Annotated in this window: 19 protein-coding genes; 10 read left to right on the top strand and 9 right to left on the bottom strand. The window is 54.6% G+C overall.

The genetic code is table 11. The annotated features are described in order from the left end of the window. Positions 1-173: 173 nt before the first annotated feature. Together ptsP and rppH are read right to left on the bottom strand one after the other, a co-directional pair. A complete protein-coding gene (ptsP, locus tag SBO83_RS10435) occupies positions 174-2,420 on the bottom strand; it encodes a phosphoenolpyruvate--protein phosphotransferase (protein WP_396131458.1) in 2,247 nt (748 codons plus the stop codon). An 11-nt stretch (positions 2,421-2,431) separates the two neighbouring features. Further along, positions 2,432-2,959, bottom strand: a complete 528-nt coding sequence (rppH, locus tag SBO83_RS10430; protein ID WP_353503270.1) for an RNA pyrophosphohydrolase — start codon at positions 2,957-2,959, stop codon at positions 2,432-2,434. A 694-nt stretch (positions 2,960-3,653) separates the two neighbouring features. Between rppH and mutH the strand changes: the two genes are divergently transcribed. The 3 genes from mutH to SBO83_RS10415 all read left to right on the top strand — a co-directional run bounded on the left by mutH (position 3,654) and on the right by SBO83_RS10415 (position 5,904). Further along, a complete protein-coding gene (mutH, locus tag SBO83_RS10425) occupies positions 3,654-4,340 on the top strand; it encodes a DNA mismatch repair endonuclease MutH (RefSeq protein WP_353503271.1) in 687 nt (228 codons plus the stop codon). A gap of 113 nt (positions 4,341-4,453) precedes the next feature. Continuing rightward, positions 4,454-4,672: a YgdI/YgdR family lipoprotein gene (locus tag SBO83_RS10420; RefSeq protein ID WP_396131457.1), complete on the top strand. Its 219-nt coding sequence runs from the start codon at positions 4,454-4,456 to the stop codon at positions 4,670-4,672. A gap of 191 nt (positions 4,673-4,863) precedes the next feature. Next, positions 4,864-5,904 (top strand): NADP(H)-dependent aldo-keto reductase, encoded by a 1,041-nt coding sequence (locus SBO83_RS10415; protein WP_353503273.1) that lies wholly within the window; start codon positions 4,864-4,866, stop codon positions 5,902-5,904. A gap of 60 nt (positions 5,905-5,964) precedes the next feature. Here the strand turns inward: SBO83_RS10415 and lplT are convergent, their stop codons facing one another. The 3 genes from lplT to SBO83_RS10400 all read right to left on the bottom strand — a co-directional run bounded on the left by lplT (position 5,965) and on the right by SBO83_RS10400 (position 12,017). After that, positions 5,965-7,173: a lysophospholipid transporter LplT gene (gene lplT / locus SBO83_RS10410; RefSeq protein ID WP_396131456.1), complete on the bottom strand. Its 1,209-nt coding sequence runs from the start codon at positions 7,171-7,173 to the stop codon at positions 5,965-5,967. Next, positions 7,170-9,335, bottom strand: coding sequence for a bifunctional acyl-ACP--phospholipid O-acyltransferase/long-chain-fatty-acid--ACP ligase (gene aas, locus SBO83_RS10405; RefSeq protein ID WP_396131455.1), 2,166 nt, complete (start codon positions 9,333-9,335; stop codon positions 7,170-7,172). The genes lplT and aas overlap by 4 nt, the downstream gene beginning before the upstream one ends. A gap of 420 nt (positions 9,336-9,755) precedes the next feature. Next, positions 9,756-12,017, bottom strand: a complete 2,262-nt coding sequence (locus SBO83_RS10400) for a molybdopterin guanine dinucleotide-containing S/N-oxide reductase (protein ID WP_396131454.1) — start codon at positions 12,015-12,017, stop codon at positions 9,756-9,758. 275 nt (positions 12,018-12,292) lie between these two features. Here SBO83_RS10400 and galR point away from each other — a divergent pair, with 275 nt between their 5' ends. Beyond that, positions 12,293-13,297, top strand: a complete 1,005-nt coding sequence (gene galR, locus SBO83_RS10395; RefSeq protein ID WP_353503277.1) for an HTH-type transcriptional regulator GalR — start codon at positions 12,293-12,295, stop codon at positions 13,295-13,297. A gap of 3 nt (positions 13,298-13,300) precedes the next feature. Here the strand turns inward: galR and lysA are convergent, their stop codons facing one another. Next, positions 13,301-14,563 carry a diaminopimelate decarboxylase gene (lysA, locus tag SBO83_RS10390; protein ID WP_396131453.1) on the bottom strand — a complete coding sequence of 421 codons (1,263 nt, stop codon included), beginning with the start codon at positions 14,561-14,563 and terminating at the stop codon, positions 13,301-13,303. Positions 14,564-14,693: 130 nt separating this feature from the next. Here lysA and SBO83_RS10385 point away from each other — a divergent pair, with 130 nt between their 5' ends. After that, positions 14,694-15,629: a LysR family transcriptional regulator gene (locus SBO83_RS10385; protein ID WP_396131452.1), complete on the top strand. Its 936-nt coding sequence runs from the start codon at positions 14,694-14,696 to the stop codon at positions 15,627-15,629. Between the two features lie 89 nt (positions 15,630-15,718). After that, complete coding sequence (locus SBO83_RS10380) at positions 15,719-16,555, top strand: ChaN family lipoprotein (RefSeq protein WP_396131451.1); 837 nt, start codon at positions 15,719-15,721, stop codon at positions 16,553-16,555. A 52-nt stretch (positions 16,556-16,607) separates the two neighbouring features. Here SBO83_RS10380 and SBO83_RS10375 read toward each other — a convergent pair whose 3' ends face one another. Both SBO83_RS10375 and SBO83_RS10370 read right to left on the bottom strand, forming a co-directional pair. Next, positions 16,608-17,771, bottom strand: coding sequence for an MFS transporter (locus SBO83_RS10375; RefSeq protein ID WP_396131450.1), 1,164 nt, complete (start codon positions 17,769-17,771; stop codon positions 16,608-16,610). 321 nt (positions 17,772-18,092) lie between these two features. Continuing rightward, on the bottom strand, positions 18,093-19,001 hold the full coding sequence (locus tag SBO83_RS10370; RefSeq protein ID WP_396131449.1) for a LysR substrate-binding domain-containing protein: 909 nt from the start codon (positions 18,999-19,001) through the stop codon (positions 18,093-18,095). Positions 19,002-19,128: 127 nt separating this feature from the next. On the opposite strand from SBO83_RS10370, the gene SBO83_RS10365 reads away from it, so the two are divergent. The 3 genes from SBO83_RS10365 (at position 19,129) to SBO83_RS10355 (ending at position 22,018) form a co-directional block, all read left to right on the top strand. Next, the gene (locus SBO83_RS10365; RefSeq protein WP_396131448.1) at positions 19,129-19,998 is read left to right on the top strand and encodes an MBL fold metallo-hydrolase; all 870 of its coding nucleotides are present in this window, start codon (positions 19,129-19,131) and stop codon (positions 19,996-19,998) included. A 677-nt stretch (positions 19,999-20,675) separates the two neighbouring features. Then, entirely contained in the window at positions 20,676-21,266 is a 591-nt protein-coding gene (locus tag SBO83_RS10360; protein WP_353503284.1) for a helix-turn-helix domain-containing protein, read from the top strand. Positions 21,267-21,322: 56 nt separating this feature from the next. Continuing rightward, positions 21,323-22,018 carry an EAL domain-containing protein gene (locus SBO83_RS10355; RefSeq protein WP_396131447.1) on the top strand — a complete coding sequence of 232 codons (696 nt, stop codon included), beginning with the start codon at positions 21,323-21,325 and terminating at the stop codon, positions 22,016-22,018. On the opposite strand, the gene SBO83_RS10350 is transcribed toward SBO83_RS10355, so the two are convergent. Beyond that, positions 22,019-22,735 (bottom strand): tetratricopeptide repeat protein, encoded by a 717-nt coding sequence (locus SBO83_RS10350; protein ID WP_396131446.1) that lies wholly within the window; start codon positions 22,733-22,735, stop codon positions 22,019-22,021. It lies immediately after the preceding gene. A gap of 142 nt (positions 22,736-22,877) precedes the next feature. On the opposite strand from SBO83_RS10350, the gene SBO83_RS10345 reads away from it, so the two are divergent. Further along, entirely contained in the window at positions 22,878-24,617 is a 1,740-nt protein-coding gene (locus tag SBO83_RS10345; protein WP_396131445.1) for an SbmA/BacA-like family transporter, read from the top strand. Positions 24,618-24,652 lie beyond the last annotated feature (35 nt).

Genomic DNA, 24,652 nt, shown 5'->3' with positions numbered 1-24,652 from the left:
AACACGACGTACACAGATATCGCCCGGTTAGGGGTCAGCAGGTCGCGGATCATAGCACAGGCAATACGAGCCACGGACAAGCAGGGCTGGAAAAGTTCTGTAAAAAAACGTCTCATTACCGCCAGTTTAATACTGACTGACGGCTGGAAAAGCAGTGATTTAACGCCTTAGGGCTATTTACCGCCGCGAATCAAACCGCCTAAACCTCGGCGTTCCATAAAGGCTGCAGTCATATGTCGCACATCAGTGGTGAACTGGGCTTCAAGCACCCGGCGCGCCAACTCTTGAGCATCCGCCAGCTCAATACTGCGCAATAAATATTTAATTCTTGCCACACTGCGGCCGTTCATACTGAGGTTGCGGTAGCCCATGCCGGTCAACAGCAGCGCGCCCATTGGGTCGCCCGCCATTTCTCCACAGAGGCTGATTTGTAAACCCGCCGCTTCGCCTTCGGTCACAATCTGCTTCAAGACACGCAGCATTGCCGGATGCAGACTGTCATACAGACCCGCGACCCGCGTGTTGTTGCGATCGACGGCTAGCAGGTACTGAGTCAGGTCGTTGGTACCAACCGAGATGAAGTCGACCCGACCTGCCAGCGATGGCAGCATGAAAATCATCGAAGGAACTTCGATCATCACGCCAATTCGGGTTTTCGGAAGATCGTAACCCAACTGCTCCTGCACTTCGCGCCCCGCACGGTCAATCAGGCGGCGCGCTTCGTCAATCTCTTCCAGGCTGGTGATCATCGGCAGCAAAATACCGAGATTGCCGGTGGCGGCATTGGCACGCAGCATCGCGCGCACCTGTATCAGGAAGATTTCCGGCTGGTCGAGGGTAATGCGAATACCGCGCCAGCCGAGGCAAGGGTTTTCCTCGCTGATGGGCATGTAGGGCAGCTGTTTGTCTGAACCGATGTCCAGCGTACGCAGCGTCACCGGCTTGCTTGGGAACAGCTGGAGCATACCCTGGTACTGCGCCACCTGCTCTTCTTCAGAGGGGAAGCCACTCTGCAGCATAAAGGGAATTTCAGTACGGTAGAGGCCCACGCCGTCGACACGGCTGCCAAACAGTTTCTCGTGGTCGGCGCTCAAACCGGCATTCAGCATCACCTGAACGCGCTCGCCGGTTTTCATCGCCGCTGGCTGTTCTACGTCATACTCGGCGCGCTGGCTTAGCTCCATCTCTTCGCTAATCAGGCGCTTATATTCATTGACCAGCACGGGTTCCGGGTCGATCAGCAACTCGCCGCGATAGCCATCCACAATTAATTGGCGCTGGCTGAGCAACGAAGGCTGAATATCGGCCCCCATGATGGTCGGCACACCCATGGCGCGCACCAAAATCGCGGCGTGCGAGTTAGCCGCGCCGTCGCGTACTACCACGCCAGCAAGGCGATCCTGAGGCATTTCCGCCAGCAGGGTTGCCGTCAGTTCATCGGCCACCAGAATGAAACGCTCAGGCCAGGTAGTGTTGCCCTGAATGGTGTCATCGAGGTGGAAAACCAGCCGCTGGCCCAGCGCGCGCAAATCGCTGCCACGCTCGCGCATGTAAGTGTCTTGCAAGCTGGCAAACTGCGCGGCGAACTGCTCGACCACTTTCTTAACCGCCCACTCGGCCACGGCGCCTTTGTCGATTTCAGTGAAGAGATCGCGTTTGAGGCGTGCGTCGTTGAGCAGGTGCGAGTAGAGGTCGAAAATAGCGGCGCTTTCTTTCTGCGCGCTGGCGCTAAAACGCTTACTGAAACGGCGGAACTCGGCACCGGCCTCTTCCAGCGCGCGGGTCAGGCGTTCGCGTTCACGCACGGTGTCCAGCGTGGACGCCATGTAGACTTGGTCGAGAGAAGGCTGGGTACTGTCCTGCCAGCCAATGCCGATAGCCACACCGGGCGAAGCAGCCAGCGCTTTGACGCGAGTCTGGCGAAAGCGGCCATAGAGAACGTTGAGCTGCGCCTGCGAAAGTATCCCGGCCAGCTGGTTGGCCAGCGTGACCATAAAGGACTCTTCACCTTCGTCGAACTGGCGATGCTCACGCTGCTGGATAACCAGCACGCCAAGCAGCTGACGACGATGAATGATCGGGACGCCGAGGAAGGATCTAAAAAGATCTTCTTTAACTTGAGGAATATATTTGAAACTAGGGTGGCTCTGAGCGTCGGCGAGGTTGATGGGTTCGGCAAGCCGCCCTACCAACCCGACGATCCCTTCGTCAAAGGCTAGCGTGATAGTGCGCCCGCGAGGTTTTTTCAAACCTCGCGTCGCCATCAGGTAGTAGCAACGGCGGTCATTATCAGCGAGATAAACGGAACACACTTCTGTGTCCATCGCCAGGCAGGTTTCATTGACCAAAACGTCCAGCGCATCATTCAGGCTGGACGCCATTGCTACCTTTTCAACAATTTCTCGCAAACGCGTGAGCATCTCTTTGCGACTTAGCCTCTTTTCCGACGGTAAGCGGGCGATGTCCGGGGCACGGGGATCTCCTGTATTGGCATCACAGTCGTGGAGAACTCTTTCATTACGCGGCGGTAAACATCACGTTTGAAGGACACGACCTGACGCACCGGATACCAGAAACTCACCCAGCGCCAGCCATCGAATTCTGGCGTACTGCTGCGCTGCATGTTGATGTCCGCATCATTACACATCAATTGCAGCAAGAACCATTTTTGCTTTTGGCCGATACACACCGGCTTTGTATCCCAACGCACCAAACGTTTTGGCAATTTATAGCGCAACCAGTTGCGGGTCGAAGCCAGAATACGTACGTCTTTTCTGCTGAGACCTACCTCTTCAAACAGTTCACGGTACATGGCCTGTTCGGCGGTTTCGCCAGGGTTGATGCCCCCTTGCGGAAACTGCCAGGAGTGCTGGCCGTATCGTCTGGCCCATAAAACTTGGCCCTGCTTGTCGCAGATTACGATACCAACATTCGGGCGGTAGCCATCATCATCGATCACCGGACTACCTCAATAACTTCAAATCATAGATGTCTTGATTGTTTCATACTACCAACAGGCGGTAAACCACTGCTTACCCCCTATCTTCACGAATAAAAATGGGATAACTCACAGAGAATGGCAAAGTTATAAACAGAAGCTCGCCATGTCGCGCGATTTTATTCACTTTTTCTGTGGATAGATGTGTGAAGAACTTCATAGCAAGAGGGGTAAAACTATTTTTAGCTTTTTCTTACCCTCAGATGGCAGTGATATTAAAGATATATATTTCATATAATTAAAAGTAATTCACAGCTTCTTCACTGGGTTTACTCAGCCCTTAATGAGTAACTGCGATCGCTATTGGCGAAAGATCCATCAACGCCGTTTTTATCCACAGAGAAAGTCGCTACTTTGTCTAATTATGGGACAAAAAGACAAAATACCCCCTCCGTCAAGCCTGTAAATCGAACCAGTGCTCGGAATAAGCTGAGGTTATCCAGAAAATCTGTGGATAACTAGGGGGAAGATCCTGTTCATTGTCACCCGCAACTGTGGATCAACTTTATATTATCCCTCTCGCGATCGCGGCTATGCGGAAAAAAAAGCGCAATAAATCATGCTATTATTCGACCTATCCACGGGTATAACTTTTAATTCCCGATGTGATTAAACGTGCGTATGAAAATTAACCAATAAATCTGAGACTTGCTGTATGTCGATTCCATTTCCTATGACAGAACCTCCCAAGGATGAACAGAGCCTGCTGGCGCGCGCCCAGTCCCTGGCTGGTTACTCACTGGGTGAGCTGGCTGCCCGGGCTTCTTTGCCTATTCCTCCTGATCTCAAGCGCGAGAAGGGTTGGGTCGGTATGCTGCTTGAGGTCTATTTAGGGGCGATGGCGGGCAGTAAGCCGGAGCAGGACTTTGCGGACATCGGCGTCGAGTTAAAAACCATCCCCATCGATGCACAGGGTAAACCCTTAGAGACCACTTTTGTCTGCGTCGCGCCCCTGACCGGCAACAGCGGCGTGACGTGGGAAAATAGCCATGTTAGACATAAACTGGCGCGAGTGCTGTGGATACCGGTCGAAGGCGAGCGGCAGATCCCGCTGGCAGAGCGCCGCATTGGTGCGCCGCTCATCTGGAGTCCTTCCGAAGAGGAAGAGCAGCAACTGCGCGAAGACTGGGAAGAGCTGATGGATTTGATTGTTTTAGGCAAGGTCGAAACCATAACCGCGCGTAAAGGCGAATTCTTACAACTTCGTCCTAAAGGGGCCAACAGCAAAGCCCTGACGGAAGCCATTGGTGAGTTTGGGCAGCCGATCATGACTCTGCCCCGTGGCTTTTACTTGAAGAAAAGCTTTACCGGCCCGCTGCTGGCCCGACATTTCCTGCTTTAAATCAGCCTTATTGATCTATACGAAATAAAACGCTTTTTTTTCAACGGTCGTCTGGCCCTTTTGCTAGGCTGTTGACTATCTTTATTTACAGCCCATTACTTAGAGGAATAATCATGAAAAAAGGCTTAATGATAATCAGCGCTGCGCTGATGGTTGTCGGTTTGGCAGGGTGTGCCAGCGATTATGTCATTTCCACCAAAGACGGCAGTATGATCCTGACCAATGGCAAACCTAAGCTGGATAAATCTACTGGCCTGCTGAGCTACACCGATGATCAAGGCAATGAGCGTCAGATCAACAACGATAACGTGAGTCAGGTGATGAAACGCTAATTAACATGAATTGCCAGCGGCCCTTTCCGCTGGCCTTTTAGGCGCTCTTGCCATTTTCTGCCTATCTCCGCTGCCGCACTTCCCCCACTTGCACCGCTTGTATATAGTCAGTTAACACCCGTTTTGTGAAGATAAGTCAGTTGAGGCGCTTTTATCGGCCTGACATTCTCAGAGAGTAAGGAAGACCGGCAATGCAATATCACCGTATACCCCATAGTTCTTTAGAAGTGAGTCTACTGGGACTCGGCACCATGACCTTTGGTGAACAAAACAGCGAAGCCGATGCCCACCAACAACTGGATTACGCCGTGGCGGCGGGTATCAACTTTATTGATACTGCAGAAATGTACCCCGTGCCACCGCGCCCTGAAACTCAGGGGCTGACCGAGTCTTATATTGGTAGCTGGCTGAAAGCGCGCGGCAATCGCGAGAAAATCATTCTCGCCAGCAAAGTGTCCGGGCCTTCACGCAATAACGATAACGCCATTCGCCCGGCACAGATGCTGGATCGCAAGAACATCCGCGCCGCAGTGGACGCCAGCCTGCAACGTTTGAACACCGACTATATCGATTTGTATCAGGTGCACTGGCCGCAGCGCCCGGCGAACTTCTTCGGCAAACTGGGTTATCAGTACAGTGAAGACAGCACTCCTGTCACCATTTTGGAAACGTTAGAAGCGTTAAACGAGCAGGTTCGTGCCGGGAAAATCCGCTATATCGGCGTCTCCAATGAAACACCTTGGGGCGTGATGCGCTATCTGCAATTGGCCGAAAAGCACGACCTGCCGCGCATTGTGTCGATTCAAAACCCTTACAGCCTGCTGAATCGCAGCTTTGAGATTGGTCTGGCGGAAATCAGCCAGCACGAAGGCGTTGAGCTGCTGGCCTATTCCAGCCTGGCGTTCGGCACTCTGAGCGGCAAGTATCTCAACGGCGCTAAGCCTGCCAACGCGCGTAACACGCTGTTTAGCCGCTTTACTCGCTACTCTTCGCCGCAGTCTGAACTGGCGATTGCCGAATACGTCGCGCTGGCTAAGAAGCACAATCTCGACCCGTCACAAATGGCGCTGGCCTTTGTTCGCCAACAGCCATTCGTTGCCAGCACCCTGATTGGCGCCACCACGCTGGAACAGCTGAAGACCAACATCGACAGCCAGAACCTGACGCTGGACCAAGAAGTGCTGAACTCGCTGGAAGAGATCCACAAACGCTTCACCATTCCTGCACCTTAAGTCTGAACGGTGGGCACAAAAAAGGGCGCCGAGGCGCCCTTTTCTTTTATCTGTGACTCATTATGGCGCGCGGCGCTTTTGCGCAATCTGCCACGCCCAGAGCGCGATAATCGCCAGAGCAAAGACGACGCCGAAGCCGACACCAATGGCGAGAACCGGCGCACCGGCCATCACCGCCAGCGAATACAGGCCGAGCATCAGCAGCATCGCGGTATTCTCACCGAGATTCTGCACCGCAATCGCGTTACCCGCGCCGACAGACGCCTTGCCGAGATGCTGCAATAAGGCATTCAGCGGCACCACGAAGAAGCCGCCCAATATCCCCACCAGCACCAACAGAATATACGCATTCAGCATCTTGGTTTGCAGCGTGAACACCACCACCGCCACGCCGATAGCGATACCCGCAGGCAGACAGCGTTTCACCGTTTTTAGCGTGATGAGCTTGGCCGCCGCACCGGCACCGAACACAATACCAATCGCCACCATGGCGTTAAGCAGGGTCGGGGTTTTGTTATCCGTAATGCCTAGCGCCACCGGCACCCACAGCACCAGCAGGAAGCGCAGCGTCACGCCCGCGCCCCAGAACAGGCTGGTACCAACCAGTGAGAATCGCGTTTCAGCGTCATTCCACAGAATACGGCAGGCGCGGAAGAAGGTGCCGGTCATCGCCGACAAGCGCCATGACTGGCCCGGACGCGCGGCGGCCAGTTTAGGAATAAACCAGTTAGCCACCACCGCCAGGCCGTAGGTCAGCACACAAACGCCCAGCGCAGCCAGCACGTTCCAGTCGGCCAATGCACCACCAGCCACGGAACCCAGTAGGATAGCGGCGATGGTCGAACCTTCCATGAGGCCGTTAGCTTTTACCAACTGCTCGCCTTCGGTGATTTCGCCCAAAATGCCATATTTGGCGGGTGAATAGGCCGCCGCGCCGATGCCCACCAGGGTGTAACCCAAGAAGGGATTTAACCCGACGCAGATCACCGCCGCCCCCGCCAATTTGAGGATATTGGCGAACATCATCACCCGGCCTTTGGCAAAACTGTCGGCGAACTGGCCGACAAAAGGCGCGAGAATGATATAAGTGGCGACAAAAGCCATTTGCAGAATAGGCTGGCTCCAGTCGGGGTAAAGCTGTTGTTTAATCAACGCCAACGCGGCAAACAGCAGCGCGTTATCGCCAAAGGCTGACAAAAACTGGGCGACAATTACCGCGACCATACTGCGCGACATCAGCGGAGATTTGGCGGCTAAAGGCTGATTCATTCTTGGGGCTCCGGTTTTTCTGCCATCTCTCGCAGAGTGACAAAATCTGGTTTTCCGCTGCCAAGCAGCGGCAAGGCTTTCACCACGCGAATATCGCGCGGCACGGTAAGTTCCGGCAGCCCAAGTTCGCGGGCGGCTTTGGATAAGGCGTCACGACGTAATTCTGCATCCGTTGTGAACAGCACCAGCGCCTCGCCCTTACTGCTATCGGTGCGCGAGGTCGCCGCATGCTGCCCATCAGGTGACGCCTTCAGCGCCAACTGCTCCACACTTTCCAAAGAGACCATTTCACCGGCCAACTTGGCAAAACGCTTAACGCGGCCCTTGATGGTGCAGAAGCCCTGCTCATCTAAGGTGACAATATCGCCGGTGTCATACCAGCCGGGCTGGATCTCGCCCTCGGCGTTCTCGGCCTGCGGTTTTTCCAACACGCCCGGATTTTCTACCCGCAGGTAGCCTTTCATGATATTTGGCCCGCGCAGCTGCAAGCGGCCGCCCTCTTCAATCCCCGGCACCTTGATCAGTCGCGACTCCATGCCCGGCAGAATACGGCCAACAGTTTTAATTTTGGTCGCCATCGGCACGTTAATCGACACCACCGGGGCACACTCGGTCACGCCGTAGCCTTCAAGAATGCGAATGCCGAACTTGTCCTGCCAGATTTGCTTGGTACCTTCAGACAGCTTTTCAGCTCCCGCCACCACGTACCGTAGACGCGCAAAATCATAAGGATGGGCGAAGCGGGCATAGTTGCCGAGGAAGGTGGAGGTGCCAAACAGCACGGTGCAGTTCTGGTCATAAACCAGCTCCGGCACGATGCGATAATGCAACGGACTCGGGTAGAGGAACACGCGTGCGCCGGTCATCAGCGGCGTTAACAGGCCGACGGTCAGGCCAAAGGCGTGGAACAGCGGCAATGACGACATAAAACGGTCACGCGGCGTGAAGTCTGCAATGGTGCGGATCTGCTCGACGTTGGCCAGCAGACTGGCGTGAGAGTGCACCACGCCTTTCGGATTGCCCTCGGAGCCGGAGGTGAACAGCACCAGCGCGGCGTCGTCGGGTTTCTGCGGCAGCATGGCCCGGCTTGGGAAAATCAGGTGGAATAAAATCCACAGTTTGTCTTCTTTGGTGACGGTATCTTTTAAGTCTTCGAGATAGACCCATTTCGCCTCAGGCACGTTCTCCGGTAAATGAGTCAACTTGCCCTTTTCCAAAAACTGGCGCGAGGTGATGATGGTTTCAATGTTTGCCGCTTTCATGGCGCTTTTGATGCCCTTCGCGCCAGAGGTGTAGTTGAGCAAAGCAGGAATACGGTTGCGCATCGAGGCGCCGAACAGCGCGGCGGCCATAATGGTGGCGTTGGGCAGAAGCATGCCAACGTGCTCGCCCTCGCGGGTGAAGCGCTGCAAGATGCGGCTCACGCCAAGGGATTTTTTCAGCAGCCCTTGGTAGCTATCTTCTTTAAAGGCGATATCAGCAATGCAAGGCTTACGGCGGCCGTAGCGAGTTTGAGCTGAAAGCAGCGCCTGATACAGAGTCTGCGGTTCGCGGGTGTTCATCCGCGCGTCCATCATGATGTCGTGCAGCTTTTGCCCGGCCAGTACGCGACGGTCGCGGGCGCGCGGCGCTTCAGGCATAGACACCTGCTGCGGCGGTAAAACGTTGATAGTGATTTTTGGGAACCAGCGGATTTTAAAGCTGCCGAACAGGCGGCCAAACGGCGTGTACTCCGCGCCATCAATGCGCACCGGCAGCACCGTGGCCTGCGACTTCGCCGCCACAAAGGCCGCGCCGTCATAAATTTTCATCAATGAGCCGGTCACCGTAATGCGCCCCTCGGGGAATACCACCACCGGGCGACCTTTCTCCACTTCCCGCACCAGCCGTTTGATTGCCATCGGCTTGGTCGGGTCCAGCGGCACGAAGTCCACATACTGCTTCAACCACTGCATATACCAGCTGTCGGTAATATCCGAATAGACCGCAAACACCGGCTTAACGGGCAGAAACAGCACCAGCAGCACGCCATCGATAAATGACACATGGTTGGGCGTTATCAGCAGCTTAGGGTAATTGAAATTGGGGTGAGCCGGGGTCACCGTCACGCGAAACGCCAGGCGGAATACGATACGGAAAAGAGCGAAAAGAAATCGATACATCAGTGCCATCTCCTTATGAGCCATCCCTGAGTCTAAGAAAAAAAAGGTTATAGAAACAGCATACTATAGGAGACGGAGATTTGACGAAGGAAGGGAAGAAGTTTAAGACTTTGCGAGGTGTGCCCATATTACAACCGAATTTTGGCAAAAAAAAACCTACGCATCCGCGTAGGTTGGTGCAAATTTAATCGGTATCAACATACAGTGTACGTTGATGATTCACCAATCAATACCTCTGGGACGTTCAATTTATCCGCTTTGGCAGATCAACAGCCAGCAGCCAATCGCAACATAATCACGCAAAGTGTAACCAGTGGTGAAAAACTGCCTGAGTTTAGCCATTCATGAAACATCAGGCAGTTACCTCATTTTTTGAACATTTATCTCACCATTTCGGTGCAGAAATCCGTCATTTCGACCTCACTTATGCCGCGCTACTTCCACCAGACAGCTCATGGCGTTTGGCCCCTGTGTCAGCCGCGAGGTGCCGATGTCTAAGGTCAGCACGTTGGGGTTTCCCGCCTGCTCCGTCTCCTGCCACGGGCCGCCAAATCCCGGATCGAACCAGGCTCCGGTCGCCATCAGCACCACGCCGCGCGCAATACCTTCATTCAGCTCCACGCCCGCCAAGCAGCTGCCCCGTGCGTTAGAAATTTTGACCTGATTGCCACTCTCCAGTTGCCTTTCAGCGGCATCGGCGGGGTGCATCAGCAGCGTCTCTTTGCCCGCGGTTTTGTTGCTTTGCGCCAGAGGGGATTGATCCATCTGGCTATGCAGACGATCCTTGGGTTGAATGGAGATCAGGTGCAGCGGCCAGGTTTTTGCCGTATCGGCCCCCAGCCACTCCACCGGCGGCTGCCACTCAGGGTGCCCCGCGAAGTCGTCATAGCCATACCCGGCGATTTTCTCGGAGAAGAGCTCAATCTTGCCACTTTGCGTCGCCAGCGGGTTGGCGCGCGGGCTTTTACGGAACTCTTCGAAAAACACATAATCCTGCTCTGGCATGGGCAGTTCGACCGAGCCGCGCTGCCAGAAGGTGTCGAAATCTGGCCATTCCGCCCCCGTCCCCTGCTGCGCCACGCCGCACTGCTGGTAAATCTGCCTCAGCCAAGCATTCTCATCGCGCCCCAATGTAAATTGCTCGCGATAGCCCAAGCGCTCAGCCAAATCGGCAAAAATGTCGATGTCATTGCGCGCCTGATGCCGTGGCGCAATCGCCTGATGCATCGCCAGCACGTAGCGATCGCGTGAAGAGCCGCCAATGTCATTACGCTCAAGGGAAGTGGTGGCGGGAAGGACAATATCGGCCATGCGCGCCGCCGCGGTCCAGACGCTGTCCTGCACGATAATGGTATCCGGCCGCTGCCAGCCTTCTACCAGCCGATTCAGCTGCTGGTGATGATGAAAGGGATTGCCGCCCGCCCAGTGCACCAGATGGATGTCGGGATAATGAAAGGTTTTGCCTTGAAACTCATAAGGCTGGCCCGGATTAAGCAACATGTCGCTGATGCGTGCCACGGGAATAGATAAGCCCGAGGGGTTCGGTCCGGTGCTGACGGCAGGCCCCGGCGTGTCGAAACGCGGGTTGCCGACGCCGTTCATCGAGCCGTGACCAAAGGAGAAACCGCCGCCCGGCAGCCCAACCTGTCCGAGCATCGCCGACAGGGCAATCATCATCCAGTAAGGCTGCTCGCCGCGATGGGCGCGCTGCACCGAGTAAGCACAGGTAATAAAGCTGCGCACGCCAATCAGCTGTTGCGCCAGTTTGGCGATGCGCGCAGCGGGGATGCCAGTGATCTGGCTGGCCCACTCCGGCGTCTTTTCCACGCCGTCGCTTTTACCCTGTAAATAAGCCGCCAACTGGGGATAACCCACGCAGTGAGAGGCAAGGAAGGCATCATCCTGCGCGCCAAGCCTTTGAATTTCAAAAGCCAGCGCCATCATCAGCGCGGCGTCGGTGTTGGGCCGAATCGGGATCCACTCGGCGTTGGCAAACTCTGGGCAGTCATCGCGCATCGGGCTAATGTTGACGATCGGCGTGCCCTTTTTCGCCAGCTGTTCCAGCGCCGGTTTGAGGGTATGAGCCACCGCCCCGCCCGACGCCACTTGGGCATTTTTCAGCGCTAAGCCGCCAAATGCCAGCAAGATCTCGGCATTATCCACCACGCTCGGCCAAGTCGTCACCCGGCCAGTAAGCGGCGTGAAGGTGCCGATAATGTAAGGCAGGAAGAATTGCGCCGTCCCCCAGCTGTAGTTCCCCTCCTGATCCACCCCGCCGCCGCCGGTAAAGTAGAAACGCCGCACCAGCGAACGCGCGTGGTGCAAACGCCCCGCCGACGACCAGCCGTAGGAGCCAGTGAAGATCCCCGCCGCGCCATATTTGTCCCGCACCCGGCGGTTCTCTTCCGCCACCAGATCCAGCGCCAGATCCCAATCCACTTCGACAAAGTCCTCCTTGCCCCGCAGCGCCCGGTTGCTGTGCTCACGCTTTTGCAGCCAAGAGCGACGCACCGCCGGTTTGCGAATGCGTTTGTCGGAATAGACCAGAGGGATGATGGAGTCCAGCATTGGCGAGGGATCGCTGTCTGCGATGTGGGGTTCACAGCGGATCAGGCGTCCATCTTCAACAACGGCGGTGTAAGCCCCCCAGTGGGCCAACTGTGGGAATCGGCGAATAGTCATTAAGGGTTTCTGTCTCGGGAGTAGGAGTTTCAGGGGAAACATGCACTAGTTTGGCGTTCAGTTCAACGCCGGGAACTTTTTTGGGCGGCTGCCCAAGCCCGCCTTAAGGTCAAGACCGTGGGCGTCGGCCCACGGTCTTGACCTTGAAGTTGAATTTGCCCCGTCAACATTTGACTCAGATCACATGCTTACCATCCCATGGCCTTGCGGCCCGAGTCATTTTCCGTAAAACTGATAGTGTAAGCGTTTACCCTCACACAAATTTTGGACGTGTAATGGCTACCATCAAAGATGTTGCAAGACTGGCGGGTGTTTCCGTCGCCACGGTTTCTCGCGTAATAAATCATTCGCCAAAGGCGAGTGATAGCTCGCGGGAGGCGGTGCTTAGCGCCATGCAACATTTGCAATATCATCCGAATGCCAATGCACGCGCCCTCGCACAGCAGTCTACGGAAACCCTTGGTCTGATCGTGGCCGATGTTTCTGACCCCTTCTTCGGCGCAATGGTGAAAGCCGTCGAGCAGGTGGCTTACGCCACCGGCAACTTCCTGCTGATTGGTAACGGTTACCATAATGTGGATAAAGAGCGTCAGGCGATTGAGCAACTGATTCGCCATCGCTGCGCGGCATTGGTGGTTCACGCCAAGATGCTGCCGGACGACGAGCTGCAAAGCTTAATGAAACAGATCCCCGGCATGGTGCTGATTAACCGAACCCTGGCAGGTTTCGAGCAGCGCTGCGTGGCGCTGGACGACCGCTACGGGGCATGGCTGGCGACCCGCCATCTGATTCAAAGCGGCCATCAGCGGATTGCGATTTTATGCTCCAACCACGGAATTTCGGACGCCAGCGATCGCCTACAGGGCTATCTCGACGCGCTGCAAGAACACAATATTCCGGTGGACGATAAACTGATTGCCTACGCCGAGCCGGACGAGATTGGCGGCGAGCAGGCGATGGCGGACTTACTGGGGCTAGGGCGCAGCTTCACGGCGGTGACTTGCTACAATGACTCAATGGCGGCAGGGGCGCTGTCGGTGCTGAGCGACAACAGCATTGATGTGCCGACCGATATTTCACTGGTCGGCTTCGACGACGTGCTGATTTCCCGCTACCTGCGCCCGCGTTTAACCACGGTGAGATATCCAGTGGTGGCGATGGCCAATCAGGCGGCGCAGCTGGCATTAGCTTTAGCGAACAACCAGCCGCTGCCGGAAACTACCCACATGTTTAGCCCGACGCTGGTGCGCCGTCATTCCGTCACCAGCCCGGCGAGCTAAGCCTTAAATCAGCTCCAGCGCCAGCAATTCCTCAATGGTTTGGCGGCGGCGGATCAGGCGCGGTACGCCATTTTCAAACAACACTTCTGGTAACAGCGGGCGGCTGTTGTAGTTGGAAGACATCGACGCGCCGTAAGCGCCGGTGTCGTGGAAGACCAGATAATCGCCGATTTCCACCTGTGGCAACGCGAAGGTTTCTACCCCGCCCCCCGCCTGCTGGGTGAACACGTCGCCGGATTCACACAGCGGACCGGCGATCACTGAGTTAATCAGTGGCGCATTGCTGATGTCGCGGCCATCGGCGGGTAGCAGGGAAATATGGTGGTAACTGCCGTACATCGCCGGGCGCATTAAATCGTTGAAACCGGCATCGCACAGCACGAAGTGGCGGCTGCCCATATTTTTGGCGGCACGCACCTGCGCCACCAGCACGCCGGATTCGGCCACCAGGAAGCGGCCCGGCTCAATTTCCAGATGAACGGCATGGCCCAGATGTGCAGCAATCTGCTCGCGGGCGCGGTTCCATAAGCCGTAATAATGCTCGGTATTGATGGCTTCTTCGCCGAAACGGTAAGGAATCGACAGGCCGCCACCGGCAGAAATGGCGTCAATATCATGCCCGGTTTCAATCACCTGACGCACCATGGCGTCGCACACTTGCTCCAGATGGCCGTAGTCCACGCCGGAGCCGATGTGCATATGAATGCCCACCAGCTTCAGGTCATAACGTTGAATCTCCGCCAGCGCCTGCGGCAAATCGCCGAACCAGATACCGTGTTTACTGTTCTCGCCGCCGGTGTTGGTTTTCTGGCTGTGGCCGTGACCAAAGCCCGGGTTAACGCGCAGCCAAACGGGGTGCCCGGCTTTCTGGCGGCCAATCTGCCCCAGCATATCAATAGAACCGGCGTTAACCGGAATATCCAGATCGGTGACGCGGTCTAGCGTCGGCTGGTCCAGCACGTCGGCGGTAAAGACAATTTCGCTGGCTTCGCGGCCCGGCTTAAAACCGGCCAGCAGCGCGCGCTCGATTTCACCCAGAGAAACTGAGTCAACTTTCACGCCCTGCTCGCGCATCAGGCGCAGAATATGGATATTGGAGCACGCCTTCTGAGCAAAACGGATCACGTCGAACTGGCGCAGCTGGCTGATACGCTGAGTGATGATCTCGGCATCATAAGCCCATACCGGGCAGCCAAATTGTTGGGTCAGTGCCAGTAAATTAGCGGCGTTCAGAGCAGTAGAAGTGTCGTTTAAGGCGCGTGGCATACAAGATCCTGAAGTCTGAAGAAGCGAAAGTTAACCTGAGTATCCCGCACTCGGCGACTGCTGAAAAATATCTATTTCGCACCACTCTATTCATTTATGATATGGAAATTACTCTCCCACGGAGAAGCCTATGCCCGCCATTTCCCTGCGCCATATCGAAATCTTCCACGCCGTGATGACCACCGGCAATTTGACCGAAGCCGCCGCGCTGCTCAACACCTCGCAGCCCACGGTGAGCCGAGAATTGGCGCGCTGCGAGAAGCTGCTGAATCTACAACTTTTCGAACGTTTGCGCGGCCGCCTTTACCCGACGGTGCAGGGGTTGCGGCTGTTTGAGGAGGTTCAGCGTTCCTATTACGGGCTGGATCGCATCGTCAGCGCGGCGGAGGGCATTCGCCAGTTCGAGCAGGCGCAGCTCTCCATTGCCTGCCTGCCGGTGTTCAGCCAGTCGCTGCTGCCCGCCGTGTGTAAGCCTTTTCTGGATCGCTACCCTGACGTCAGTTTCAATATCGTGCCGCAGGAGTCGCCGCTGCTGGAAGAGTGGCTTTCCGCCCAGCGCCACGACCTTGGGTTGACGGAGAATACCCATACGCCCGCGGGCACCGAGCGCCAGCCTTTGCTGACCTTAAACGAAGTGTGCGTGCTGCCCGCCGACCACCCGCTGGCGGCGAAAAAGCGCCTGACGCCGCAGGATTTCGCTGGGCAAAACTTCATCAGCCTGTCGGCGACTGACAGCTACCGCCAGCTGCTGGACGCGCTGTTTGGCGAGCATCAGGTGGCGCGCCGTCTGGTGCTGGAAACCCACAGCGCCGCCTCGGTGTGCAGCATGGTGCGCGAAGGGGTTGGGGTATCGATAGTCAACCCACTCACCGCGCTGGACTATGTGGAGCGCGGCAACAGCGGCATGGTGATCAGAGCGTTCAGCCTGCCGGTACCGTTCACCGTCAGCCTGATCCGCCCGCTGCACCGCCCCGCCTCGGCACTGGTTTCAACCTTTATCGATCACTGCCATCAGCAGGCACAGCGTTTTCCTCAGCGTTTACGGGCGGTAATGGCGCATGAATAAGGCGTAACCTTAACTTGTAAATGATAATCATTATCCATAACATGCTGGCAACTTGTGATTTACCCGGTTATGGGATGATGAGGATCGTCATGAAAAATTTACTGTTTTTAGCCACATTGCTGCTGGCCGCCTGCGCCCAGCACCCGGCTTCGCCCAATTTGGCCTCCAGCAGCATTAAAGATCTGCATACCGGGGAAACTCTTACGCCGCAGCAGCTGTTGGCGCAACTGGCGAAACAGCCACGGGTGATTGTCGGCGAGAAGCACGACAACCCGACTCATCACCAGATTGAAGCCTGGCTGGTGGAAAACCTGCCCGACCAGCGCCCGCAGGGCAGCGTGCTGATGGAGATGCTAACGCCGAGCCAGCAACCCGCCGTCGAGAGCACCAAGCGGCTGATGCAAACCCAGCCGGACCTGTCGGCGACGAAGGTAGCGGAGCTGCTTAAATGGCAGAAAGGCTGGGATTGGTCGATGTACGGCCAAGTGGTAATGCCAGCAATCAAAGCCCCTTATCCGCTGCTGGCGGCGAATCTGGATCGCAGTGAAATCATGGTTTTCTACCAGAAACCGGCCTTCCCGGCGGGAGCCAACAGCGCGGCTCCACAGGTCAGGGAAGCCATTGCCGACACCATTAAGGTTTCTCATCAGCAGAATATCGAGCCGGAGCAGCTTCACGCCATGCTGGCAATCCAGCAACAGCGCGACCGCCGCATGGCTGAACGGCTGCTAGCCGCGCCAACGCCGGCTTTACTGATCGTCGGTGGCTATCATGCCAAACGTAATGTCGGGGTGCCGGTGCATCTTCGCGATTTACAGCCTAAGGCGCAGGTGACGGTAGTCATGCTGGCGGAACAGGGGGCGGAAGTGGATAACCAGCAGGCGGATTATGTGTGGATAACCCCGGCGACGGGTAAAAAGCAATAATAAGAAGAAGAAAGAAGCCGCCCCCGGCCAGAGCCAGAGGGCGGTGAATGTCTTAAGCCAGCGCTTTTTCAGCTTTCTTCGCCGCGCGGCGGAAAGTGATAATACAGAGCACAAAGCCAACCAGCCCCAACGCCCCGGCCGCCAGCGGAACCGCCGTCAGACCCAGGCCACGAGCGATAACCGCGCCGCCTACCCAGGCCCCCAAGGCATTACCGACGTTAAAGGCGGCGATGTTGAGAGTCGACACCAGATTCGGCGCATTCTTGCCATAAGTCACCACGTTAATTTGCAGCGCAGGCACGGCGGCAAAGCTGACCATAGCCCAGAAGAACAGCGTCACTTCCGCCGCCAGTAGGTTCACGCTGGTCCAGCTAAACAGTGCCGAGAAGATGGCAATCAGTAAGAAGATAAGGGTAAGCGTAGCGCCTAAACGCCAGTCAGCCAGACGTCCGCCAAGCACGTTACCGATAGTCAGCCCAAGGCCGATCAGCAGCAGAGTCCAGCTTACGCCGTGCTCAGACACGCCGGTGATCTCTGTCAGCATCGGCGCAATATAGGTGAACAGGGCAAACATCGCGGCGGAGAAGAACACGGTGATCGACAGCGACAGCCACAGGCCCAAACCACGCAGCGCGCCCATCTCTTTGCGCAGGTCCGTCGGCTCTTCGTCTTTGGTGTCCGGCAGTTTTTTATAGAGTGCAAACAGCGACGCCACGCCGATAATCGCCACCGCCCAGAAGGTAGAACGCCAGCCGAGCGCCTGGCCCAGCGCGGTACCTAAAGGTACGCCCAGCACGTTCGCTAGCGTCAGGCCGGTAAACATCAGGGCCACGGCAGACGCGCGGCGGTTCGGCGCCACCAGATTGGCCGCCACCACGGCACCAATGCCGAAGAAGGCACCGTGACACAGCGCCGTGATAACCCGCGCCAGCATGAGGAAGCCGTAGCTGTAAGAGAGCGCACACATCAGGTTGCCGAAGATGAAGATAGTCATCAGCAGCAACAGCGTTTTTTTACGCGGCAGTTTGGCGGTCAGCACGGCCATGATAGGCGCGCCGATGGCCACGCCCAGCGCGTAGCCACTGATAAGCCAACCCGCCAGCGGAATACTCACCTGTAAATCATTGGCCACATTGGGCAACAGCCCCATGATGACAAACTCAGTTGTGCCGATCGCAAATGCGCTCAGCGCCAGTGCCAGTAACGAAACAGGCATAGGAAACTCCCCATTGATTAATTATTTACCCAACGAACACCACTAAAGCGGGCTGACTCGTGCAGTCAGTCCGCGAAAAGTAAGCAAGAGATCAAGATATCAGGATGGTGTAACGGGCCGCTAAAACCCGTTGCAAAGTACATTGCTGCGTTAATTCATTTGTTAGCGCAATGTTGTATCTTGCCAACAGAAATACCACGCAGATCACACTTTTGACCAGTTAGCGGCCCAATCAACGGCACAAAATGTTAGGGAATAAGTGATAACTCACTGATAAATCATCGATTAGAAGATGTGTGCAAATATTTCGAAAAATGGAGTTTAGGTCCCGGCCATGACCCAGCGAGGATTTCCGGCAAACCATGCCACCAGAAAATCCAGCAAGGCGCGCAATGCGGCTGGCATTTGGCGGCGCGACGCATAGATGGCGTAAATCCCCAAGGTTTGCGGCTGCCATTGCGGCAGCAGCGCCACCAACTGCCCGCTGGAAATTAGCGGCGCGGCGGAGTAATAGGGCTGCATCACAATCCCCGCCCCCTCTACTGCCCCGCTCAGCAATACCTGCGACTCGTTGGCGCTAAGATTGCCACTCACCGGTATCGCCAGCTTTTCGCCTTGGCGCTCCAACTGCCACAGGCTTTTGCCGAAATAGCTGTAGGTCAGGCAGTTATGCAGCGCCAAATCCTCCGGCTTTTGCGGGACGCCGTGGGCCGCCAGATAGGCAGGAGAGGCGCAGATCACCGAGGCACACTCGGCCAGCGGCCGGGCTATCAGGTTAGGATCGAGATCATTGGTAATGCGCAGCGCCAGATCGATTCGATCTTCCACCAGATTGATAGCCTTACTCTCCAGTTGCAGATCAATACTCACCTGCGGGTGTAGTCGCAAAAACTCGGTCACGGCGATCGCCACCGCCCCCTGCCCGAAGGACTGAGAGCAGCTCAGGCGCAGCAGGCCGCGCAGCGCGTCATCCTGGCTCTCCCCCGCGCTGGTCATTTCCGCCGCCACTGACAGCATCTTCCGGCAGCGCGCCAGCGTGTTCTCCCCGGCATCGGTCAGGCTGAGTTTGCGCGTGGTGCGGTGCAGCAGGCGCGCGCCGGACCACTTCTCCATTTCAGATAAATAGCGCGTGACCATCGCACGGGACATATCCAGCGATTCGGCGGCGCTGACCATGCTTCCCCGTTCAACAATGGCGACAAAGACTTCGGCTGCGGTGATCCTGTCCATATTATTCATCCGATTTACGCAATAAACAGTTGCGCATTATCCGGTTTTTCTCTCGATTTATGCAACGTAAAGTAGCGGCATTAACCCACATTATTTGGCGACAACGCCCAACCTCCGAGGACACATTATGCGCCTGAAAAAATTGGCTCTTACCGCCGCGCTGCTTCTGGGCACTAGCCTGACGGCTCGCGCTGCCGACATGAAAATGGACGTTTACAATCCGGGTCAAAACAGCATTTTTGCCGTTTCGTCAGAAATTTTCTCTGGCGAGAAAGACGCCGTGCTGATTGATGCCCAGTTCCAGCGCAACGATGCGCAGAAGCTGGTGGAGATGATCAAAGCCAGTGGCAAGAACCTCACCACTATTTACATCAGCCAGGCAGATCCTGATTTCTACTTCGGCCTGGATACCCTGCACGCCGCCTTCCCTAAGGCCAAAATCGTCGCCACTCAGGCGACAATTGATGAAATTAACGCCACCAAAGACGGCAAAGTGGCGTTTTGGGGCCCGCAGTTGAAAGACAACGCGCCAAAAACGGTGATTGTCCCTGAGCCGCTGAAAGGCAATTCTTTCGAGCTGGAAGGCAAAAAGTTTGAAATTAAAGGGCAAACTCCCGCCCGCACCTTTGTATGGATACCGGCGCTGAAAGCCGTAGCCGGCGGCGTTATTGTGGATGGTAATACCCAGCATCTGTGGGTCGCAGATACACAAACGCCTGAATCACGCCAAGCCTGGATTGCCACGCTGGACCAGATCACGGCGTTGCAGCCAACTACGGTGGTGCCGGGCCACTCCCTGCCCGGTGCGGCACAGACGCTGAAGTCGGTCGAGTTCACCAAGCAGTATTTACAGACGCTGGAGAAAGAACTGCCAAAAGCTAAGAATGCGGAGGGGCTGGTGAAAGCCATGAAAGGACATTACCCGGCACTGAAAGGCGATGAGTCATTAGAAATGAGCGCCAAAGTGCTGAAAGGCGAAATGAAGTGGCCGCAGTAAAATAAGTCAATTTTTGCATAAAACGATTTGATGGGTCCTTAAAAGTGGACCCATTTTTTAACGTCATAACAAAACCCGGTTAATGAGCAATAATTAGCAGACTGATAAGAATACACCTCGAAAAATACTCAATAATCCTGTCCCAATCTCCTTCTTAAGAATTTCCTTACACCGTGGACGCCAATCGATAAATCTTCAATTTTCGAACAAATAGTTTTTACGGGACTATTTCTCCATAAATTTCCGCCAGTAAGGCAAATAGTGCTCTCTAAATAGAGAAAATCGGCTTTTTGGCGGCGTTGTCGGTTCTTCCAGCAGTATCTTCAGAAAACTCTTACTTCCAACCCTCAAATAACCAAACTCTAATTATCTTATTGTTTATTCTAACTATTTAATTAATTATGTTCAGTATTATCTTAATAACCAATCACTTCAAACGATCAGTGAAAGCATTTCAATCGTCAAAACCTATTAAAAGTAATCCCAAACATCGGGTTAAACGATTTGTTTCGAACTTTATATAATTTATATTGATTGTTAATTATTCATAAAAAACTCACCAACTTTTTGCGCAGAAAACTCTTTTCTGGGCTTATGCTTTATGCTTTTGGGTGGTTTTTTTTCTCTGTGTGAATCGCCTTTTTGACTGGATTATTTGTGTTACATGGAAGGCTATCATGCCAAGAGTTATTATATGGAGTGAATGTCAATTCACTCAACTGGCGCTTGAGACACTTATTCTAAAGTTGCCTTTCCACGTTGATGTTTTAAATTTCCCACAAAATAAAAATAATATTATTTTCGACTCTTCTGACTATTTTATCCTTGACCCTTCACATAAAAGCTTCTCTCGATGCTATGAGTTTTTATTAGCGCATCACGAGAGAATGGATGATAACCGGATGATTTTTTACTCTGAGTCGCTGGACGCTACCATCATGTCCACGCTGCTGAAAAGAGGAATTCGTTCTTTTTCTAAAAACAACAACTTACAAGAGACGACCAGCCTCATTACCAAGTTTATCCTGCTGAAAGATATTTCAGATTTATGCGATCAGCACTTTCTGGTGATCACCAAAATGGAAATAAAGATTCTTTCTATGCTGGTATCAGGCGTTTCTATCCGCGATATCTCAATGATATTAAAAAGAAGCATCAAAACGGTCAGTGCACATAAATGCAATCTATTTAAAAAAATAGGCATAACGAATAATCAGGAACTATTCTTTCTCTTTAACCACAGCGTTGCGGATATGACTGCGCTCTAGAGCGATAGTCTGGCGATGTTGCAAATACCAGCCGCGATAAATATAGAGAAAGAAGAATGGACCCAGCTTCGGCGTCAGAATTCTATTTTGTTTTCGAGCCCATCGTCAGCCCGGCAGGCAATGTGCTGGGTTTTGAAATGCTCACGCGACAAAATTCGCTCAATGGGCCATGCCGAAGCATTGAACATCTATTTTCTCAGCTGCATCCTGAACACAAGTTCGATATTTTTTACACCCAATTGAATACGCTGAGCCATCAAGCGGAGTTCTTCTTAGAGCACCGGTTTAGCGTCTCTTTAAATGTGGATACTGAGATTGCCGAGGGCATCGTTCGCTCCGTGGCATTAACCAATAGACTCAAATCTATGGGTTTTATTCGTTTAGAGATCAACGAGCACTTCTCAGAACTCTTCCACCCAAGCCCCCAGCCTCTGCTCAGCAAGTTAGCCGCCTGCTGCCCACTTTGGCTCGACGACTTCAGCGCCGATCATCAACGCTTATCGCCCGTCATGCTCAACCAGTTTGAGTGCATTAAAGTGGATAAACATTTCTTTTGGCAGCATCAGGGCAGCGAGGAGCTGAAGTCGGTGATTCAGCAGCTAGGCCGCAGCTGTCAGGGCGTCATTGTCGAAGGGGTGGAAACCTCCGAGCAGCTCAGAGGTTTAACATCACTGAATATCAAGGGGATGCAGGGTTATTTATGGCCTGCCAGATTCCAACATAATCTGCAAAGCAGAGTGAGTATCGACTGATTAAGGCTGTACGCGAACAAATGTCCCCGCAGCCTGCACGTTCATGCCAAAGCCACAATCACCGTCGGTATGCAATTTGACAGTTTCTGGCGCGAATTCCATGCTCACTTTACACTCTCCGCCGCCCGCGTTCTGGTCATCTGCCTGATTGTAAACCGCTTTGCCGTCTTTCACGGCCGTTACCACCGAGAATTCGCCGGTATTCGGCCCGTAATAGAGCGACATCAGCCCCATGTACATGCCACTGAAATCGATTTTAAACTGGGCTTCTTCCGCTTTGACATCCACTTCGTTCCAACTGCCGTAACCGGCATATTGCCAATACTGCCCGGCCACGCTGGGTGCGGCAGGCAAGGCATCGAGCTGGGGTTGGATTTGGCTAAGATTAAATTGTGATTTTTTATCATCCGGCGCCAGCATCAGCCAGGCTTTAGCTTTGCGATATTGACCCTGACGGATATAGGTCAGCGCGATGTTGTTGTAGGCCGTGGCGATAGTGTCCTGTGGCTTGTGGCAAAACTCGCTCCAGGCCACCTGATCGCGGAATAGCTCGCGCGCTTTGTCATAATCGCCTTGCTGATAAGAGACTTTCCCCGCCGCCGCGTAAATCCCCGCCTTCAGACAATCCTTTTCAATATCAGGCTCATCGATTTTCGCCAATACCTGAAGACTGACAGAACAGCCCGCCACCAGCAGCAAATTCAACCCCAATTTCATCGAACACCTTTTTCTTATAACCAAATGGAACTTTTTGCAGGAAAAACATCCTTACATGTGTGCCATTGCCCTCTCGCGCTGGCTGACCCATTCTGGGATGATTACGCATTCACAACATGAATATATTGAAACATGGCTATTTATGACTAACAAACCTGGGAAATCGGCACCTTGGCGTGCTGTCTGGCAGTTGATTAAGCCTTATTGGCTTTCCGAAGAGAAGTGGCGTGCCTGGGGCATGTTATCCGCCATCATTATCCTCTCATTGGCCGGCGTCTATCTGAGCGTCCAGCTAAATGAATGGAACAGAGTCTTTTACGATGCGCTGCAAAATCGTAATTACCCCGTATTCAAAGCCCAGCTGTTGAAATTCACCTGGCTTGCACTGATCTTTATCGTCATTGCCATCTACAAAGTCTATCTGACCCAGGGCCTGCAAATGAGCTGGCGTCGCTGGATGACCGAAGAGTATATGGACAAGTGGCTGGGCAATCACGCCTATTATTACACGGAGTATCAGCATCAGGTCGATAACCCCGACCAGCGTATTGCTGAGGACCTCAACGCGCTGACCAGCGGCACCCTTTCTCTGGTGCTCGGCCTGCTATCCAGCGTGGTCACGCTGTTCTCCTTTGTCTTTATTCTGTGGTCGATCAGCGGCCCGCTGACCTTTATGTTTTCCTCCCATGAATTCACCATTCCGGGCTACATGGTGTGGTTCGCCCTGCTCTACGCGGTGGTCGGCTCGGTGATTGTCTGGTGGGTGGGTAAGCCATTGGTTCGTTTAGGATTCAACCAAGAATGGTTCGAAGCAAACTTCCGTTTTGGCCTGATCCGTATCCGTGAGAACAGCGACGCCATCGCGCTTTATCACGGTGAGAAGAGTGAACGCGACCAGCTGAGCAGCAAGTTTGAATCCATCAAAACCAACTGGTGGTCGATTATGAAAGTGACCCGTCGCCTTAACGTGGCGTCCACTTTCTATGCCCAGTTCGCTAACATCTTCCCGATTCTGGTGGCTTCGCCGCGTTACTTCTCCGGCGCCATCCAGATGGGTTCCTTGATGCAAATCTCCTCGGCCTTTGGTCAGGTGCAGGGCGCGCTGTCGTGGTTTATCGGCGCCTTCACCGATTTAGCCAGCTGGAAAGCCTGTGTTAACCGTCTGGCCGGTTTTAACGCCGCCATTGAACAGGTGAACGCCCAGCCGCGCGGCATTGACGTGCGCGAATCCGACAAACTGGATCTGCAACTCGACGATTTAACCCTCAAGCTGCCGAACGGCACCGCGCTGTTCAGCAATGTCTCCGCCAGCCTGCAGGCCGGTGAGCGTGTGCTGATCGCCGGCCCGTCTGGCTGCGGTAAATCCACCCTGCTGCGCGCTATCGCCGGTATCTGGCCTTACGGCGCGGGCAGTATTCACCTTGCCGCGGGCAAAAATTATTTATTCCTGCCCCAGCGCAGTTATATTCCGATTGGCACTTTGCGCGAAGCGCTAAGCTACCCGCAGTCAGATCGTGAATACACTGACGACCAGCTGAATACCGTGTTGGAACAGTGCTGCCTGCCGCATCTGCAAAGCGTGCTGGATGACTATGCCAACTGGAGCCAGCGCCTGTCGCCGGGTGAGCAACAGCGCCTGTCGTTTGCTCGTGCACTGCTGATTAAGCCTGCCATTCTGTTCCTCGACGAAGCCACCAGCGCGCTGGATGACGAAACCGAGCAGCGCATGTACAGCCTGTTAGTCAGCGAATTGCCTGGCACTTCGGTGATAAGCGTGGCGCACCGCAATACCGTCGCCAAGTACCACCAGCACTGCTGGCGCTTCAAACGCAGCGAAGAGGGCGGCAGCCACTTCTCGGCGTCCGCGCTATTACCTGAGTAAGCTTTAACACTTGCCTTCCTTGCCTCTTCTCGCCC

This window comes from Ewingella allii, assembly GCF_044430645.1.
GTDB classification, from domain to species: Bacteria; Pseudomonadota; Gammaproteobacteria; order Enterobacterales; family Enterobacteriaceae; genus Ewingella; species Ewingella allii.
The sequence above is the reverse complement of the archived record's forward strand: the minus strand, read 5'-3'. Positions and strand labels throughout refer to the sequence as shown.